Genomic DNA, 15,407 nt, shown 5'->3' with positions numbered 1-15,407 from the left:
TCTGCTATTCGAGACTGAATTGGTTCCTATGGGACCAGTATGAGTCGGGGGAAGACAAGACAATGGACCAGAATTCAGACCTTATTGAAGTCACGGCCGGCCTCGTCGCCGCCTATGTTGGCGGCAACACCATCGCCGCGGCCGACGTGCCCGCCCTGATCCGCAGCGTGCACCAGGCGCTCGCGACGGTCGGAACCTCGGACGAGGCCGGCGAGACCAGCCGGGAACCGGCCGTCTCGATCCGTCGGTCGATCACGCCGGACTACCTGATCTGCCTGGAGGACGGCCGGAAGTTCAAGTCGCTGAAGCGCCACCTGCGCACCAAGTACGACATGAGCCCCGAGCAGTACCGCGCCCGCTGGGACCTGCCGAAGGACTATCCGATGGTGGCGCCGAACTACGCCCAGGCGCGGTCGGATCTCGCCAAGCAGATGGGGCTGGGGCAGGGCGGCCGCAAACCGGCGCGCCGGGGACGCGGCGGCTAGCGGCCGTCTCCACGCACCTGCCGGGCGGTGACCTGGCGGGTCAGGGGCGCGCCGGCCTCGGCTTCGGCAACGCTGGCCAGGGTGGCCTCGGCGATCGCCGACAGCGCCTCCTCGGTCAGGAAGGCTTGGTGCCCGGTGACCAGGACGTTGGGGAAGGTCAGCAGGCGCTGGAAGACATCGTCCTGGATGATCTCGTTCGAGAGGTCCTCGAAGAACAGGTCGGCCTCCTGTTCGTAGACGTCCAGGGCGACGCCGCCGACCTGGCGCGACTTCAGGCCTTCGATCAGCGCCGCCGTGTCGATCAGCGCCCCGCGGCTGGTGTTGACAACTATCACGCCCGGCCGCGCGGCGGTCAGCCGGTCCCTGTTGATCAGGTGGCGCGTTTGCGGCGTCAGCGGGCAGTGCAAGGTGATCAGGTCGACCTCCCTCAGCAGGTCGTCGACGGGGCCGTAGCGCACGCCGATCGCGACAAGGTCGGGATCCTCGACCAGGTCGCTGGCCAGCACCTGGCAGCCGAAGCCCAGGCGCAGGGTCCGGGCGACCAGGGCGCCGATGCGGCCCGTGCCGACCACCCCGACCCGCCGGCCGGAAAGATTGCGGCCGATCAGGCCGTCCAGGGCGAAGTTGTTCTCGCGGACCCGGTTCCAGGCGCGGGGGATGTTGCGGTCCAGGGCCAGGATCAGGCCGATCGTGAACTCGGCCACCGCCTCGGGCGAATAGGCGGGAACCCGCACGACGGCGACGCCCAGGCGCTCGGCGGCGTCCAGGTCGACATTGTTGTAGCCGGCGCAGCGCAGGGCCACGAGCCGGGTCCCGCCCCTGGCCAGCGCTTCCAGGGTCGCCGCGTCCAGGCGATCGTTCACGAACACGCACACGGCGGGGAAGCCTTCGGCCAGGGCGGCCGTGCTGGCCTCGAGCCGGGCCTCGAAATAGTCGATCCGGTGACCCAAGCCGCGATTGGCCGCGTCCAGGAAGCGGCGGTCATAGGCCTTGGTCGAGAAGACCGCCACGCGCATGGCCGCGCTCAACCGGCGACCGCCAGGGCCAGGTCCGGGCATGCGAGGGCGATCGGCGCGGGTTTCGGCATCGGCGGCTCCGGATCCTCTGACGGTCTCCGCCGGACCATAGCATGCGGCGAGGGCGCGTTCAGGCCGTTCGCGTCGCCCGGGTTGCACCCGGGCGGCGTCGAGACGGCCGAAAAACAGACGCGCCGGCAGGGCCGCATTTGGGTCCTCCGACCGGTCCGCGGGCGTCGAAAAATCTGAGTCTGAGCGTTCATTAACCTTAACTCAAACAATCGCTTGCGCCGTTCGCGCCCACTTTCCGGCATCGCGATTTCGCGCCGAACGTTTCGCTTGCGGATTGACTCACCTCAACAAACTTAAGCGTAGGCCGTGATTTTCACTGGCGGCGATTCGGTCCTTAAGACATAGTGAATCGTCGTGATTCCAACGGCTTGTTAAGGAATCTGAAGATGAACGCGCAGCTGAGCGCATCGGCCACGGCGGCCCGCGCTCACCAGGAGATGTTCGCCTACTGGGCGTCCCTCCGTCGGGGGGCTAGCCTCCCGTCGCGCGTCGACCTGCACCCTTCGGGCATCAAGCGCATGCTGCCGACCGTCAGCCTGATCGACGTCCGGCGCGGCCCGGACGAGGCGATCGACTACCGCCTGCGGCTGGCCGGCACCGGGCTCTATTCGGTCTATGGCCGCGAGATCACCGGCCGCACGCTGGAGGACGTCTACAACAGCGCCGCCGTCGAATACTGGCGCCGCGAGCTGGGCAAGGTCGTCACCGAGCGCCGCCCGGGCGTGGGCGTGCACAGCCTGGCCTGGAAGGGCTCGCCGCACATGTCGATCCTGTGGCTGCGCCTGCCCCTGGCCAGCAACGGCCGGGACGTCGACATGATCCTCGGCTACGACGCCGTGGTCGGGGCCCAGGCCGCCGACCAGCACAGCGGCATCCGCGCCGCCTGATCACCCCTCCAGGAACTGCTCCACCTCGCGCCGGCTCGGCATCGACGGCACCGCGCCCGGCTTCTGCACCGACAGGGCCGCCGCCGCGTTGGCGTGCTCGACGGCCTCGCGCAGGTCCATGCCCGCGGAGAGGCAGGCGGCCAGGACGCCGCAGAAGCAGTCGCCCGCCCCGGTGGTGTCGACCGCCTTGACCCTGCGGCCCTCGACCAGGAAGGCCTCGTCGCGGCGCACGGCGGCCACGCCGGCCGCGCCGAGGGTGACGATCACCGTCTGGTCCGGCCGGCTCATCAGCTTGCGGGCGACGCGGCTGACCTCTTCCAGGCGCGAGGGCTCGTAGTCCAGCCGGGCGTAGGTGGCCAGTTCGGTCTGGTTGAGGATCAGGATGTCGGTCAGCGGGAACAGGGCCGCGCCCTGGGGCAGGGCGGGGGCGGCGTTCAGGATCCGCAGCGCGCCCTTGGCGACGCCGGCCCGGAACAGGGCCTCGATGGCCGGGGCGGGGGTCTCCAGCTGGCACAGCAGCACGCGCTGGCCCTCCAGCGGCGTGGCGGCCACGTGCTGGGGCGAGAGGGTGGCGTTGGCGCCGCTGGTGACGACGATCATGTTCTCGCCGCTGGACGAGACCCAGACGTGGGCCTGGCCGGTCGGGATCGAGGGCAGCTCGGCGACGTCGGAGACCTGCACGCCGTAGCCGGCCAGCTTGGCCTTCAGGCTGGGGCCGCTGTCCTCCTTGCCGACCGCGCCCATCAGGCGGGTCGGGGCGCCGAAGCGGGCGGCGGCGACGGCCTGGTTGGCGCCCTTGCCGCCGGGGAACAGCTCCAGCGAGATGCCGGCCACGGTCTCGCCCGGCCGCGGCAGGTCGTCGACCCGCGCCACGGCGTCCAGATTGATCGACCCCAGTACGAAAACACCCATCGTTGTTCGTTCTTCTTCTCTAGATTCCCCGGTTGACGCGCCTTCTTCGCGCGAACCGGTTTCCACTTTGCTCGAAAGCGCTCTAGCCGCTCCCGGACCCCCGTTGGAAGCTCTCGACCAAGCTGCCGGCCACCAGCCGCCAGCCGTCCACCAGCACGAAGAAGATCAGCTTGAACGGCAGGCTGACCGTCGCCGGCGGCAGCATCATCATGCCCATGCTCATCAGCACGCTGGCGACCACCAGGTCGATGACCAGGAACGGGATGAACAGCAAAAAGCCGATCTCGAACGCGCGCTTCAGCTCCGAGATCATGAAGGCCGGCGTCACCACCTTCAGCGGCGTGTCGACGGCGGTCTTGGGCTTTTCGATCTTCGACAGGCGGATGAACAGGGCCAGGTCGTCCTGGTCGACCTGGCGCAGCATGAACACCTTGACCGGCTGGGCGGCGGCGTCGAAGGCCTCGGGCATCTCGATCTGCTTGTCGAGCAGCGGCTTGACCCCGGCGTCGTACGACTGCTCGAAGGTCGGGCCCATGACGATGGCGGTCAGGAACAGCGCCAGGCTGATCAGCACCGGGGTGGGCGGGCTCTGCTGGACGCCGATGGCGGTGCGCAACAGGCCCAGCACCACCACGATCCGCACGAACGAGGTGGTCATGATCACGATCGACGGGGCCAGGCTGAGCACGGTCAGCAGGCCCACCATCTGGACCACGCGCTCGGACAGGCCCGCGCCGGTGCCCAGGTCGACATTGATCGCCGACTGGGCCGTGGCCGCCGCCGGGCCGAGCACGGTGGCCAGCCCGGCCAGGATCGAGATGACCGCGGCCTGGCGAAGGTCCTTGGGATCGGCGCCGGTGATCAGCTTGAGCAGGCCGCGCATCAGACCACGGTCTCCGCAGAGGACTTCGACGAGGCTTTGGGCGGGGGCGAGGGCGAGGGCTTGGACGGCGCCGCCGGCCTGGCTTTCCCGGGAGCCCAGTCCAGAAGCTGGCCCTCGCCCAGCATCAGCAGGCGCTCCTCGCCGTCCAGGGTGAACAGCACGAGGCGGCGGGTGGGATCCAGCACCAGGGTCTCGACCACCTGCAGGCGGCGATCCTTGCGCAGGGCGGTCAGGCGCGACAGGGCGTCGGGTCCGAACTTGCGCAGGGCCACCGCGGCCAGCCCGACCAGGCCCAGGGTGATGGCCAGGGCGGCGACGGCGCGGATCAGTAGGAAGATGTCCATGACGCCTGGTCGAAGGAGGGGCTGGAAACGGGGGAGAAAAGCGAGTCGGGGACGAGGATAGCGCAGGGCGCGGCGCAGGGCCGCACCCCTGATGTGCCCCACGGTCCTTAATGGCCGATTAACCCTGTTTCTTCACCATGACCGGCATGGGTCCCGACGACATTCCCCTTTTCGCGATGCTGAAGAACCGCATGGGCTATCTGTCCCAGCGGCAGAAGGTCATCGCGCAGAACGTCGCCAACGCCGACACGCCCGACTACCAGCCGCGCGACCTGAAGGCCTACAGCTTCAAGGCGACGCTGGACCAGCAGGCGGCGGGCCAGCCCTATCGCGGCGGGCCGGTGTCCCCGACCGCGACCAACGGCGTGCAGATGATGGCCACCAGCGCCGCCCACATGGCGCCGTCCAGGCCGGTCAGCCCGTGGCGCGCGCCGGAAGGTCCGGACAGCGAGACCACCCTCGACGGCAATTCGGTGACGCTCGAGGACCAGATGCTCAAGATGACCGACGCGCGGATGAACTACGACGCGGCGGTCAGCTTCTACCAGAAGTCCATGGCCATGCTGAAGACGTCCACGCGTCGGCCGGGCGGCTAAGGGGTACGCTAGATGACCGAGATCCGCTCCCAGTCGATGGCGACCATGGCCATCGCCGCCAGCGCCCTGAAGGCCCAGCAGGGCCGCATGCGGGTGATCGCCGAGAACATCGCCAACGCCAATTCGACGGCCCGCACGGCCGGCGGCGATCCCTATCGCCGCCAGGTGCCGGTGTTCAAGCCGACCCAGGTGGCCGGCGGCGAGGGCGTGGCCATGGCCTCGGTCGATCCCGACCGCAGCGACTTCCGCACCGAATACGACCCCGGCAACCCGGCCGCCGACGCCAAGGGCTACGTCAAGCTGCCCAATGTCGACACCCTGGTCGAGGCGCTGGACATGAAGGAGGCGCAGCGCGCCTACGAAGCCAACATGAACGTCATCGAGACGTCGCGCGCCATGGAATCGCGCACGCTCGACATCCTGCGCAAGTAAGGAGCTAGGCGATGATCACCGCGCTCGCGGCCGCCAAGGCCTACGCCGCCCAGGGCTCGATGGCCGCGCCTTCGCTGGGCGGGACCGGCGAGGCCAAGAAGGCCATGGACTTCGGCGCCCTGCTGAAGTCGGCCATGACCGACACCCTGCACCAGACCCGCGCGGCCGAAACCAAGATGGCCCAGCAGGCGGCCGGCAAGGCCGAGCTGATCGACGTCGTCACCGCCATCTCGTCCGCCGAGGCCAGCCTCGACACGGTGATGGCCGTCCGCGACCAGGTGATCTCGGCCTACCAGGAAATCATGCGGATGCCGATCTAGGCGGCGGGCGTTGGCGCGGCGCTTCTCGGCGGAGGCGACGAAGGCCGGCGGTTTGACCGGACGATGATTGGCTGAGTTCGACCCCTGTGAGACGTTTAGACCAGCGCGATTGCATGGCCAAATTGGGCTCTCTCGGACTCTGGGAAAGTCCGCTGTCGGGAAGGGAGGCCCAGGCCGCCGGCTCGGAGTGGAGCGGCGCGTCGGCGGACCCCGGCGAGCGCCTGCTGGCGTTCGGCCCAAACTATGCCGCGCCATCAGACGAAATCGTAGCCTAAAGCCGCAAGGCTCCAGTTCGCGCCCACTGTTCCGTCCACCAAGACGTTCTGCAGGAAGCTCGTGCCGGCCGATTGCCAAATTGAGAAAGCCCCGCCGTCGTGGCGCCAAAGAAGATCGGCCCTGAGGTCGCCATTGAAGTCACCCGCGCTCTCGAGCCTCCAGTCGACGCCGACCGAAAAGTCGACATGGACGTTCTTCTGAAATCCGTCGCCGGTCGATCGCCACTCGCTGAAACCGCCGTCACTGTGCCGCCAGATCAGGTCGTCCTTGCCGTCGCCGTCGAAATCACCGGCCAACGCCAAAGACCAATCGGGACCGACTGAGCCATCGACTACGGCGTTCATTTGGAACCCGCTGCCCGTCGACATCCAGACGGTAAAGGTCCCTCCATCCTCGCGCCAGATCAGATCGTCTTTGCCATCGCCGTTGAAGTCGCCCGTCGCCGACAGGCTCCACGCAACGTCGACTCCTGCATCGGCATAGACGTTCTTCTCAAAGCTGGTCCCGGTCGATTGCCATTCGGTGAAAAACCCTCCGGAATGGCGCCAGATCAAATCGGCCTTGCCGTCGCCGTTGAAATCACCTGCCGCCGCCAATGACCAATCGGGAGACACCGTTCCGTCGACAACGACGTTCATGACGAAGTCGTTGCCGGTCGACCGCCATAGCGCAAACGTTCCTCCCTCGCGACGCCACATCAGGTCGTCCTTGCCGTCGCCGTCAAAATCCGCCGCCGTGGCCAGACGCCAGCTCGGATCGATGGCCGTCGTAAAGACGTTTTGGGTCACGGACAGTTGACCAGGCTGCGCCGCGAGCGCCCAGGTCGAGAACGCCCCGCCCACTTCGCGCCAAGCCAGGTCGTTGATGTCGTCGCCATTAAAATCCGCGACGAAGTTCATCGTCGGTAGCCGCGTTGCAAGAGACAGATTGACCCCGCCCTGGCCATCAGCCGAAGCGATCAGGCGCCCCTGGGGATTGCCCGCCAGGGTCAAGCTACTTCCCCCTCCCAGCGACACGGTCGCGTCGCTGCGGGTGAACGTGAAGCTTGAGAGGTCGGCGTCGCTGACATTGATCACATCGCCTAATGCGAAGTCGCTGATCACGTCGCCTGCCAGTTCGGCGCGGGAACCGCGGAAGATATCCTGCCCCGCTCCGCCCACAATACGGTCGTCGCCGAGGCCACCGACAAGAATGTCGTTTCCGGCGCCGCCCGAGATCAAATCTCCATCATCGCCGCCGACCAGGAGATCGGCCCCATCGCCCCCAGACAGGGTCCAGTTCGCAGTCGGGACGGCCATGAGTCCGTCCGAGAACGACAGGAACTCGACGCCACGCAGCGTATCGCGGCCATCCGTTTCGCTCTGAACCGTCACCACGCCATTTCCGAAGGTTAGGACGTGATCTGTTGCTGGCCCTACGAACACGACGGTGTCGATTCCCCAGCCGCCTTCGATCAAATCATCGCCCGCGCCGCCCTCGAGGCGGTCGTTGCCCGCGCCGCCAAGCTGATGGTCGTCGCCGCGCCCACCCCATAGCGAGTCGTCGCCATCGCGTCCGCGCAGGAGGTCCGCCTTCACGCCACCGTAGATGAGGTCGTTGCTGGCTCCGCCCATCAGCGGATCATTGTCCATCGCGCCATCTATGGCGAAGGCCACCACTGCCCCGCCCGCCGGATCGTAGCCGGCAAGATTGTGGGCCGTCAGCGTCCCAATATTGAGATCGGGGAATTCGGCGAGCAGCGTCCATTGATTGCCCCCGCCGTTGACGTCCATCTCGAGCCGGAGGGTCGATCCAGCCTGGACGAGCCGTAAGTGCTGGGTCGCGAAAGGGTTGTCCACTCCGTTCCAGTTGGTCAGGGTCCCTTCAAGATAGCCCGCAAGATCGACAACGTCGCCGCGATCACCCGCCGTGAAATGAGCAAGAACCAGGCTCGGAGCGTCCTGGGTCGTCCCATGGCTTGCCGCCTTGACCTCAACAACGTCCAACCCTGCGCCCAAACTGAAGCGGGCGTAATTTGCGTAGACGATCGTCGTGTAAGAACCAAAACCGGTGTCTGCGAGTAGCAGCCCATAGTCGCTGACGGTGATTCGATCGCCGCTATAGGCTTTGAGCGTCACAGCGCCCCCGGAGTCGATTACGATGCGATCATGCCCGAGGCCGCCGTCGAGATAGACATCCCCCTTATTGGCGAAGCCCCCCGTGATGCTCAGGACGTCATCACCTGCCCCACCTTCCAATCTGTCGCCGCCAACCCCGTTCAGGACGTCGTCGCCGTCACCCCCTTCCAAGTAGACGTTGCCGCCGCCCGTCAGGCGATCATCGCCCCCCTCGCCATCCACACGATCGCCGTTTTGTCCCGACAAAACGTCTGGCCCCTCCGTGCCCACGATCAAAGCCATGACATCCCCTCCCCCGAACTCGACGCGTTCATGCAATCGCACGTTGCCTTTATTGCGGTCACCCACAAACTGTCTTTACGTATTTGCTGCCAAAGGTGGGAAAGAGAATAATTGACGAGATAGCTCCGATTGGCCTCGGAATTCGATATATCGGAGTGAATGAAATAATCTTCTGAGCCGTGTCGCAGCTCACCGCTGTCGGGAAACGGAGAGGCGCCCGTCGGCGACCGCGATTAGCCCGTCTGGAGCCTTGGCCAAAAGAACGCCGGTCAGAAAATTCGCGCATCCTCAATGAACAGCAAAGCGGCTCGGGACCGACATCGACACGCGACCTCGAATGTCAGCTTTCGGCCTGGGCTCAATGACCGATCCTGGCGCGGAACAGTCGCGTCAGGTCTGCGGGTTCGGCGACCGGTTGAGCCCACCACCCATTGCCGACATTCCGTGCGTCCGCTCTAGGCCGACGCCAGCCCCTGTTGCTGGGTCAGTGTGAGTTTATGCACATCGGCGACGGTCCGCAGCAGACGCATCACGGCATGTTCTGGGAAGTCCGCCGGCTCAAAGGTTGGCCGCCGGTCAAGCTCTCCAAGGATCATCGCGTCGGTTGGCGAGAGCTGACGCGCGCACATGCTCCAAAGCCCGAATTCGCGGACCTGGGCGGGACCCTCGCCCAGGAGGATCGCATCGCGATGCCTGCGGTCGGTGCAAATATGCTTGAAAAGCTCGTGGACTTCGCCGGCCGGCCCTTCCAAGACCTGCAAGAACCATCCGCGATGTGCGATCAAAAGGCCGGTTATGTCCTTGGATCGATTGTTGCTGATCGACGACGCAAGGATCTGCTCAATATTTTCGTCTAGGTTCGCCAGGCACTCGGGGGTGGCGCGGCTGGCATAGACGACGCGAACGAGGGGTTGGGTTTTCATGGATCACCTGATCGGGTGGACTGCCGCCTAGATGCGGGACCACCCCGCTAGACCCGGTTAATCGGCCCGTGTGGCGAATCGCCGCTTGGAAGACGGCGACATCATCAACGCGAAAGAACGACCATCGACCTGGTGTCGGTCAACGGAGGCCGCCTCAATGGGTGATCGTGATGCTCACCTGGGGGATCGCCGCGATCCAGGCCGCGCCCCAGGCCCAGGCCTGGTCCACCAGCTGGTGCACGTCGATCAGGCCGCGCGCCGTGGCGATCATGCCGCCCCAGACCAGGACGTTCAGCAGCGCCATCAGCACGACGGCCTCGCGCAGGCGGGCGTTGGCGGCGCGAGCCCGCTTGCAGGCGGGGGTGAGGCGGGCTTCGAAGGGGCGGCCCGGGGCGAGGGTGTCGAGTGCGAGGGTCATGGTCGGTCTCCGGAAGCCGCTTCCCCTCGCGTCGAATCGCGCGGGGAATCAGCTGTCGCATTAGGCTTCCCACGCCGGGCGTTCTGGCTGACTGTGACAGGACGCCCCTGCGACAGCCTGTCCCGGGCGTTCCTCGTTCCTTCTGGCCTGGGAGCCGCATGACCGACGCCATCGTCCTGGACCAGGTGCGCAAGGCCTATGACGGCGCGACCGTTCTGGAGCCCACGAGTCTGTCTATCACGCGAGGCCAGTTCGTGGCCCTGGTCGGCGGATCGGGCGCGGGCAAGACCACCCTGCTCAAGACCATCAACGGCCTCGTCGCGCCCGACGGCGGCCGGGTGTCGATCGACGGGACGGCGACCGCCGATCTCGACGGCCCGACCCTGCGCCGGCGGATCGGCTACGTGTTCCAGGAGGTGGGCCTGTTCCCGCACCTGACCGTGGGCGAGAACATCGGGATCGTCCCGACCTTGTTGGGCTGGGAGGCCGCCGCGATCGCCGCGCGGACCGCCGAGCTGCTGGACCTGGCCGCGCTTCCCCAGGAGGTGGCCGCGCGCCGCCCGGCCGCCCTGTCCGGCGGCCAGCGCCAGAGGGTCGGCGTGGCCCGGGCCCTGGCGGCGCGTCCGTCGATCCTGCTGATGGACGAGCCGTTCGGGGCGCTGGACTCGGTGACCCGCACGGCCCTGGCCGACGACGTGCGCCGCTTGCACGACCAGCTGTCCCTGACCACGGTGATGGTCACCCACGATATCGCCGAGGCCGTGCTGCTGGCCGACCGAATCGTCGTGATGCGCCAGGGACGGGTGATCGCCGACGATACGCCGCGCGCCCTGCTGGCCGGCCACCCCGATCCGGCCGTCGAGGCCCTGATGCAGGCCCCCCGCCGCCAGGCGGCGCGGATGCGGGAGATCGCCGGTGAATAGCGGCCTGCTGTCCCTACTGCCGGAACGTCTGGCCTGGCACGTGGCCCTGTCGGCGGCGGCCCTGGCCCTGGGCTTGGCCGTCGCCCTGCCGCTGGGCGTGCTGGCCGCCCGCAGCCCGCGCCTGCGCTGGCCGGCCCTGGCCCTGGCGGGCCTCGTCCAGACCATCCCCAGCCTGGCCCTGCTGGCCCTGTTCTATCCGCTGCTGCTGGGGCTCTCGAACCTGGCCAAGGGGGCGTTCGGCCACGGCTTCTCGGCCCTGGGCTTCCTGCCGTCGCTGCTGGCCCTGACGCTCTATTCGATGCTGCCGATCCTACGCAACACGGTGACCGGCCTGGCGGGCGTGGAGCCGGCGGTGGTCGAGGCGGCGCGCGGCGTGGGCATGACCGACCGCCAGCGGCTGTGGCGGGTGGAGTTGCCCCTGGCCGCGCCGGTGATCATGGCCGGGGTGCGCACGGCGGCGGTGTGGACCATCGGGGCGGCGACCCTGTCGACCCCCGTCGGCCAGACCTCGCTGGGCGACTACATCTTCTCCGGCCTGCAGACCGAGAACTGGGCCATGGTCCTGACCGGCTGCGTCGCCTCGGCCGTGCTGGCCCTGGCCGTCGACCAGCTGCTGGGCCTGGTCGAGCGCGGGACCGAGCGGCGCGACCGGCGGCTGTGGGGCGCGGGCCTGGCGGGCCTCGCCGTCGGCCTGGCGGTCGCCGTCGCGCCCCTGGCCGCCGACCTGGCGCCGCGCCCGGCCCGCTACGTGATCGGGGCCAAGAACTTTTCCGAGCAGTACATCCTGGCCGAGCTGATGGCCGACCGGCTGGAGGGGAAGGGGGCCAGCGTCACCCGCAAGATCAACCTGGGCTCGGCGGTGGCCTACCGCGCCCTGGCCGCCGGCGAGATCGACGCCTATGTCGACTATTCCGGCACCCTGTGGGCGAACGTGTTGGGCCGCAAGGACAATCCCGGCCGGGCCGCGGTGCTGGGTGGGCTGCGCGCCGAGCTGAAGCGCCGCGACGGGGTGGTGCTGCTGGCCCCCCTGGGCTTCGAGAACGCCTACGCCCTGGCCATGCGCCGCGACCGGGCCCAGGCGCTGGGGATCCGGACCCTGGCCGACCTCGCGGCCAAGGCCCCTCAGCTGACGATGGGCGGCGACCTGGAGTTCTTCTCGCGCCCCGAATGGACCGGCGTCGAGACCGTCTACGGCCTGCGATTCAAGGCCCGGCGGCAGTTCCAGCCCACCTTCATGTACCGCGCCCTGAGCTCGGGCGAGGCCGACGTGATCTCGGCCTTCTCCAGCGACGGCCGCATCGCCGCCGACGATCTCGTGGTGCTGGCCGACCCCAAGGGGGCGCTGCCGCCCTACGACGCGGTGCTGCTGGTCGCCCCGGGCCGGGCGGAGGACCGCCGGCTGCGGGCGGCGCTGGCGGGACTGGACGGGGCGATCACGGTGGAGGCCATGCAGCGGGCGAACTATGCGGTGGACCGGGACGTGGGGAAGGTGTCGCCGGGGGAGGCGGCGAGGGCGTTGGAGGCGGGGCTCAAATAGGTCCTCCTCCGGTGGGGAGGCGGTCGCATATGGGTTCAAAGCCAAGGAAGCTGTCATCCCGGACAAGCCCGGCGAAGCCGGGCGCGGATCCGGGACCGCCGCAAGCGCCGAGTTCACGCCCCGGTCCCGGATCTTCGCGCCATGCGCTCGTCCGGGATGACAGTTTTATTTGGGCATGCGCCATAGCCCTCCTCGGTGGGAGGAGCGGACCACCTCGACCAACTCCCCCCTCCGTCGGCTTCGCCGACACCTCCCCCACAGGGGGAAGATTTACTCCTCCTCCAGCGACACCGGGATCGTCAGCCCGCGCTTGACCACGCCCAGGGCCACGTTGGTGGTGAACTTGCGGACATTGGGGTTCTCGGTCGCCAGCCGCGCCATGAGGGCGTCGTAGGTCTCGGTGTCCGGCGCGGTGACCACCAGGATGAAGTCGGCCTCGCCGGTCACGTAGAAGGCCTGCTGCACGTGTTCCTCGCCGGCCAGCCAGGCGCGCAGCTGGGTCAGCAGCTCGGGCCGGTCGCGCTCGATCTCCAGCGAGACGATGAAGAAGGTCGGCCGCCCCACCTTGCGCGGCTCGAGCATGGCGGTCTGGCGGACGATGACCCCGGCCTCCTTCAGCTTGCGCAGGCGACGCTGCACGGCCGAGGGCGACAGGGCCACCCGCTGGGCCAGGTCTTCCGACGTGCGGCCGGCGTCCTCCTGGATCAGGTTCAGCAGCTGGCGATCGAAGCGGTCGAGTTTCATGGGGCGGAACCTACGTCAAATCCACGCGCCGGAACGCCGAATTTCCGCGTTCCGGCGCCGATCTTCGCCGCCAACTGGCGCGTCGGCGCGGCTACACGTCACGGCGTCGTTTCGCTCCCCCTGAAAGGTCGCTCCCTTGCTCGATCATCTGGAAATCCGCACCCGCCGCCTGGACGACTGCACGGCCTTCTATCGGCAGGTCCTGGAGCCCGCCGGCTATCGCCTGGTCGTGGACGGCCCCAAGAAGGGCTTCGGCTCGAACGGCGGCCGGCTCGACTTCTGGATCGTCGAGGGCGAGCCGTCGATCGACGTGCACTACGCCTTCCTGGCCGCCGACCGCGCCGCCGTCGACAGCGCCTATGGCCGGTCCGGCCAGCATGGCGGCGTCCAGGAGCGCGCCCCGGCCGTCCTGCCGCAGATCCACCCGCACTACTACGCCGGCTTCGCCCACGATCCCGACGGCCGGCTGATCGAGTTCGTCAGCCACGTGCCGATGTAGGTCAAACGCCGGGTTCGGCTCACTTCCGGCTTGCGACGGTTTTGCGACAATGCTTGGTGGCGAGCATGCTCAGCCTGCCCAAAACCGTCGCCGCCGCGACCCTGACCGCCGCCGTCCTCGCCACGCCGACCCTCGCCGCGCCCGTCGAGACGCCCAGGCCCAGGCTGGTGGTGGTGATCTCGATCGACCAGTTCGGCGCCAATCTGTTCGAGCAATACCGCGCCGACTTCCACGGCGGCCTGGGCCGGCTGGCGCGGCAGGGGACGGTCTATCCCAGCGGCTACCAGTCGCACGGCATGACCGAGACCTGCCCCGGCCACTCCACCCTGCTGACCGGCAAGTCCCCGAACAAGACCGGCATCGTCGCCAACGACTTTTACGACCTGGCGACCGGCCAGAAGACCTATTGCCTGGCCGACCCGTCGGTGACCCTGGCCAACGACCCGTCGGGCGGCGGCCGGCTGGTCAGTCCAAAGCTGCTGATGGCCACCACCTATGGCGACTGGCTGAAGGCGGTGTCGCCCAAGAACCGGGTCTATGCGGTGTCGGGCAAGGACCGCGGCGCGATCAACATGGCCGGCCACCAGGCCGACGGCGTGTTCTGGCTGGAGACGCGCTTCGGCATGACCACCTGGGTCGAGCCCGGCCAGGACGCCAAGGCCCGGCTGGCGCCGGTGGCGGCGTTCAACGCCAAGCTGGTCGCCGACCAGAAGAAGACGCCGTTCACCTGGACCTACGCCGACAAGCGCTGCGCGGCGCTGGAGGGCGACTATGTCACCGGCGGCCGGGCCTGGCGGGCGGCCCTGCCTCGCCCGGCGCCGAAGGACGCCGCGGCGGCCACCGACGACCTGTCGGTCAGCCCCTATACCGACCGCGTGACCCTCGACGCGGCGCAGATGCTGCGCGACCAGTTCAAGCTGGGCGACGGCGAGGCGACCGACGTCCTGACGATCAGCCTGTCGGCCACTGACTTCATCGGCCACCGCTTCGGGACCAAGGGGCCGGAGATGTGCGACCACCTGATGCGGCTGGACGACCGGCTGGGCGTGTTCCTCGACAGCCTGGACAAGGTCAAGGGCCAGGTGCTGGTCGTGCTGGCCGCCGACCACGGCGGTTCCGATTTCCCCGAGCGCCTGGCTCAGCAGGGCTACGACGCCGGTCGCGTGCCGCCGGTCCAATGGCTGAAGGATCTCAACGCCGCCCTTCGCCAGCAACTGCAGCTGGCCTACGACCCGCTGGTCCAGGCCGGCGGCATCGAGTCGCTGTACGTGGTCGGGGCCGACGGCAAGACGCCGACCGCCGGCGACCACGCTCGGGTCGTCGCCGCGGCCCTGGCCGTGCTGGCCAAGCGCCCCGAGGTGTTCGCCGCCTACGACGCCAACACCCTGGTCACCACGGCCCCGCCGCCGAAGGGCGCGCCGCCGGACGAGGTCAGCGTCGCCGAGCGCATGCGCCGCAGCGCCTATCCCGGCCGGGTCGGCGACATCCTGGTGGCTTTCCAGCCCTACCTGACCCCGGCCTCGGCCGGCGCCACCTATGTGGCCAGCCACGGCAGCCCGTGGAACTACGACCGCCGGGTGCCGATCCTGTTCTGGTGGAAGGGCGGTCCGGCCCGCGAACGCGTGCTGCCGGTCGAGACGGTCGACATCGCCCCGACGATCGCCGCGGTCACCGGCGTGCCGGTCCCGGCCGACATCGACGGCCGCTGCCTGCCGTTGGGGGCGGGGCCGGCTTGCTAAAC

At 68.3% G+C, this 15,407-nt stretch carries 17 protein-coding genes; 9 read left to right on the top strand and 8 right to left on the bottom strand.

Annotation, left to right across the window (positions count from 1 at the left end; all coding sequences use genetic code 11):
* Positions 1 to 62: 62 nt before the first annotated feature.
* A complete protein-coding gene (locus tag BM066_RS04950; RefSeq protein WP_089924733.1) occupies positions 63 to 485 on the top strand; it encodes a Ros/MucR family transcriptional regulator in 423 nt (140 codons plus the stop codon).
* Here the strand turns inward: BM066_RS04950 and BM066_RS04945 are convergent.
* The gene (locus BM066_RS04945; RefSeq protein ID WP_089924730.1) at positions 482 to 1,501 is read right to left on the bottom strand and encodes a 2-hydroxyacid dehydrogenase; all 1,020 of its coding nucleotides are present in this window, start codon (positions 1,499 to 1,501) and stop codon (positions 482 to 484) included. The genes BM066_RS04950 and BM066_RS04945 overlap by 4 nt on opposite strands.
* A 452-nt stretch (positions 1,502 to 1,953) precedes the next feature.
* Here BM066_RS04945 and BM066_RS04940 point away from each other — a divergent pair, with 452 nt between their 5' ends.
* The gene (locus BM066_RS04940; RefSeq protein ID WP_089924996.1) at positions 1,954 to 2,460 is read left to right on the top strand and encodes a motility/cell cycle regulatory protein MopJ; all 507 of its coding nucleotides are present in this window, start codon (positions 1,954 to 1,956) and stop codon (positions 2,458 to 2,460) included.
* Here the strand turns inward: BM066_RS04940 and BM066_RS04935 are convergent, their stop codons facing one another.
* The 3 genes from BM066_RS04935 to BM066_RS04925 form a co-directional block, all read right to left on the bottom strand.
* A complete protein-coding gene (locus tag BM066_RS04935; protein WP_089924727.1) occupies positions 2,461 to 3,372 on the bottom strand; it encodes a ribokinase in 912 nt (303 codons plus the stop codon). It abuts the gene before it with no gap.
* Positions 3,373 to 3,454: 82 nt separating this feature from the next.
* On the bottom strand, positions 3,455 to 4,255 hold the full coding sequence (gene fliP, locus BM066_RS04930; RefSeq protein ID WP_369823224.1) for a flagellar type III secretion system pore protein FliP: 801 nt from the start codon (positions 4,253 to 4,255) through the stop codon (positions 3,455 to 3,457).
* The gene (locus BM066_RS04925) at positions 4,255 to 4,599 is read right to left on the bottom strand and encodes a flagellar biosynthetic protein FliO (RefSeq protein WP_255367475.1); all 345 of its coding nucleotides are present in this window, start codon (positions 4,597 to 4,599) and stop codon (positions 4,255 to 4,257) included. Before BM066_RS04925 ends, fliP begins: the two co-directional genes overlap by 1 nt.
* A gap of 146 nt (positions 4,600 to 4,745) precedes the next feature.
* On the opposite strand from BM066_RS04925, the gene flgB reads away from it, so the two are divergent.
* The 3 genes from flgB to fliE are packed head-to-tail and all read left to right on the top strand — an operon-like array spanning position 4,746 to position 5,947.
* Complete coding sequence (gene flgB, locus BM066_RS04920) at positions 4,746 to 5,195, top strand: flagellar basal body rod protein FlgB (protein ID WP_089924993.1); 450 nt, start codon at positions 4,746 to 4,748, stop codon at positions 5,193 to 5,195.
* A gap of 12 nt (positions 5,196 to 5,207) precedes the next feature.
* Positions 5,208 to 5,627 carry a flagellar basal body rod protein FlgC gene (gene flgC, locus BM066_RS04915; RefSeq protein ID WP_018113272.1) on the top strand — a complete coding sequence of 140 codons (420 nt, stop codon included), beginning with the start codon at positions 5,208 to 5,210 and terminating at the stop codon, positions 5,625 to 5,627.
* 11 nt (positions 5,628 to 5,638) lie between these two features.
* Positions 5,639 to 5,947 carry a flagellar hook-basal body complex protein FliE gene (gene fliE / locus BM066_RS04910; protein WP_018113273.1) on the top strand — a complete coding sequence of 103 codons (309 nt, stop codon included), beginning with the start codon at positions 5,639 to 5,641 and terminating at the stop codon, positions 5,945 to 5,947.
* A gap of 254 nt (positions 5,948 to 6,201) precedes the next feature.
* Here the strand turns inward: fliE and BM066_RS04905 are convergent, their stop codons facing one another.
* From BM066_RS04905 to BM066_RS04895, 3 genes are all read right to left on the bottom strand, one after another.
* Positions 6,202 to 8,622: an FG-GAP-like repeat-containing protein gene (locus BM066_RS04905; RefSeq protein ID WP_089924722.1), complete on the bottom strand. Its 2,421-nt coding sequence runs from the start codon at positions 8,620 to 8,622 to the stop codon at positions 6,202 to 6,204.
* A gap of 455 nt (positions 8,623 to 9,077) precedes the next feature.
* Entirely contained in the window at positions 9,078 to 9,545 is a 468-nt protein-coding gene (locus BM066_RS04900) for a BLUF domain-containing protein (protein ID WP_018113275.1), read from the bottom strand.
* A 154-nt stretch (positions 9,546 to 9,699) separates the two neighbouring features.
* Positions 9,700 to 9,963 (bottom strand): hypothetical protein, encoded by a 264-nt coding sequence (locus BM066_RS04895; RefSeq protein ID WP_018113276.1) that lies wholly within the window; start codon positions 9,961 to 9,963, stop codon positions 9,700 to 9,702.
* A gap of 158 nt (positions 9,964 to 10,121) precedes the next feature.
* On the opposite strand from BM066_RS04895, the gene BM066_RS04890 reads away from it, so the two are divergent.
* Complete coding sequence (locus BM066_RS04890) at positions 10,122 to 10,886, top strand: ATP-binding cassette domain-containing protein (protein ID WP_018113277.1); 765 nt, start codon at positions 10,122 to 10,124, stop codon at positions 10,884 to 10,886.
* Positions 10,879 to 12,423 carry a glycine betaine ABC transporter substrate-binding protein gene (locus BM066_RS27260; protein ID WP_018113278.1) on the top strand — a complete coding sequence of 515 codons (1,545 nt, stop codon included), beginning with the start codon at positions 10,879 to 10,881 and terminating at the stop codon, positions 12,421 to 12,423. Before BM066_RS04890 ends, BM066_RS27260 begins: the two co-directional genes overlap by 8 nt.
* A gap of 270 nt (positions 12,424 to 12,693) precedes the next feature.
* Here the strand turns inward: BM066_RS27260 and BM066_RS04875 are convergent, their stop codons facing one another.
* Positions 12,694 to 13,167, bottom strand: coding sequence for an Lrp/AsnC family transcriptional regulator (locus BM066_RS04875; protein WP_018113279.1), 474 nt, complete (start codon positions 13,165 to 13,167; stop codon positions 12,694 to 12,696).
* 136 nt (positions 13,168 to 13,303) lie between these two features.
* Here BM066_RS04875 and BM066_RS04870 point away from each other — a divergent pair, with 136 nt between their 5' ends.
* Both BM066_RS04870 and BM066_RS04865 read left to right on the top strand, forming a co-directional pair.
* On the top strand, positions 13,304 to 13,666 hold the full coding sequence (locus BM066_RS04870) for a VOC family protein (protein ID WP_018113280.1): 363 nt from the start codon (positions 13,304 to 13,306) through the stop codon (positions 13,664 to 13,666).
* Positions 13,667 to 13,731: 65 nt separating this feature from the next.
* Positions 13,732 to 15,405, top strand: coding sequence for an alkaline phosphatase PhoY (locus BM066_RS04865; RefSeq protein ID WP_018113281.1), 1,674 nt, complete (start codon positions 13,732 to 13,734; stop codon positions 15,403 to 15,405).
* Positions 15,406 to 15,407 lie beyond the last annotated feature (2 nt).

The sequence above is a fragment of the Caulobacter sp. UNC279MFTsu5.1 genome (assembly GCF_900114015.1).
GTDB lineage: Bacteria > Pseudomonadota > Alphaproteobacteria > Caulobacterales > Caulobacteraceae > Caulobacter.
The sequence above is the reverse complement of the archived record's forward strand: the minus strand, read 5'-3'. Positions and strand labels throughout refer to the sequence as shown.

Coding starts and splice junctions, on each gene's coding strand:
- flgB (WP_089924993.1), top strand. CDS start 4,746: ATGGGTCCCGACGACATTCCCCTTTTCGCGATGCTGAAGAACCGCATG.
- BM066_RS04925 (WP_255367475.1), bottom strand. CDS start 4,599: ATGGACATCTTCCTACTGATCCGCGCCGTCGCCGCCCTGGCCATCACC.
- BM066_RS04945 (WP_089924730.1), bottom strand. CDS start 1,501: ATGCGCGTGGCGGTCTTCTCGACCAAGGCCTATGACCGCCGCTTCCTG.
- BM066_RS04895 (WP_018113276.1), bottom strand. CDS start 9,963: ATGACCCTCGCACTCGACACCCTCGCCCCGGGCCGCCCCTTCGAAGCC.
- BM066_RS04950 (WP_089924733.1), top strand. CDS start 63: ATGGACCAGAATTCAGACCTTATTGAAGTCACGGCCGGCCTCGTCGCC.
- BM066_RS04875 (WP_018113279.1), bottom strand. CDS start 13,167: ATGAAACTCGACCGCTTCGATCGCCAGCTGCTGAACCTGATCCAGGAG.
- fliP (WP_369823224.1), bottom strand. CDS start 4,255: ATGCGCGGCCTGCTCAAGCTGATCACCGGCGCCGATCCCAAGGACCTT.
- flgC (WP_018113272.1), top strand. CDS start 5,208: ATGACCGAGATCCGCTCCCAGTCGATGGCGACCATGGCCATCGCCGCC.
- fliE (WP_018113273.1), top strand. CDS start 5,639: ATGATCACCGCGCTCGCGGCCGCCAAGGCCTACGCCGCCCAGGGCTCG.
- BM066_RS04900 (WP_018113275.1), bottom strand. CDS start 9,545: ATGAAAACCCAACCCCTCGTTCGCGTCGTCTATGCCAGCCGCGCCACC.
- BM066_RS04935 (WP_089924727.1), bottom strand. CDS start 3,372: ATGGGTGTTTTCGTACTGGGGTCGATCAATCTGGACGCCGTGGCGCGG.
- BM066_RS04905 (WP_089924722.1), bottom strand. CDS start 8,622: ATGGCTTTGATCGTGGGCACGGAGGGGCCAGACGTTTTGTCGGGACAA.
- BM066_RS04890 (WP_018113277.1), top strand. CDS start 10,122: ATGACCGACGCCATCGTCCTGGACCAGGTGCGCAAGGCCTATGACGGC.
- BM066_RS04865 (WP_018113281.1), top strand. CDS start 13,732: ATGCTCAGCCTGCCCAAAACCGTCGCCGCCGCGACCCTGACCGCCGCC.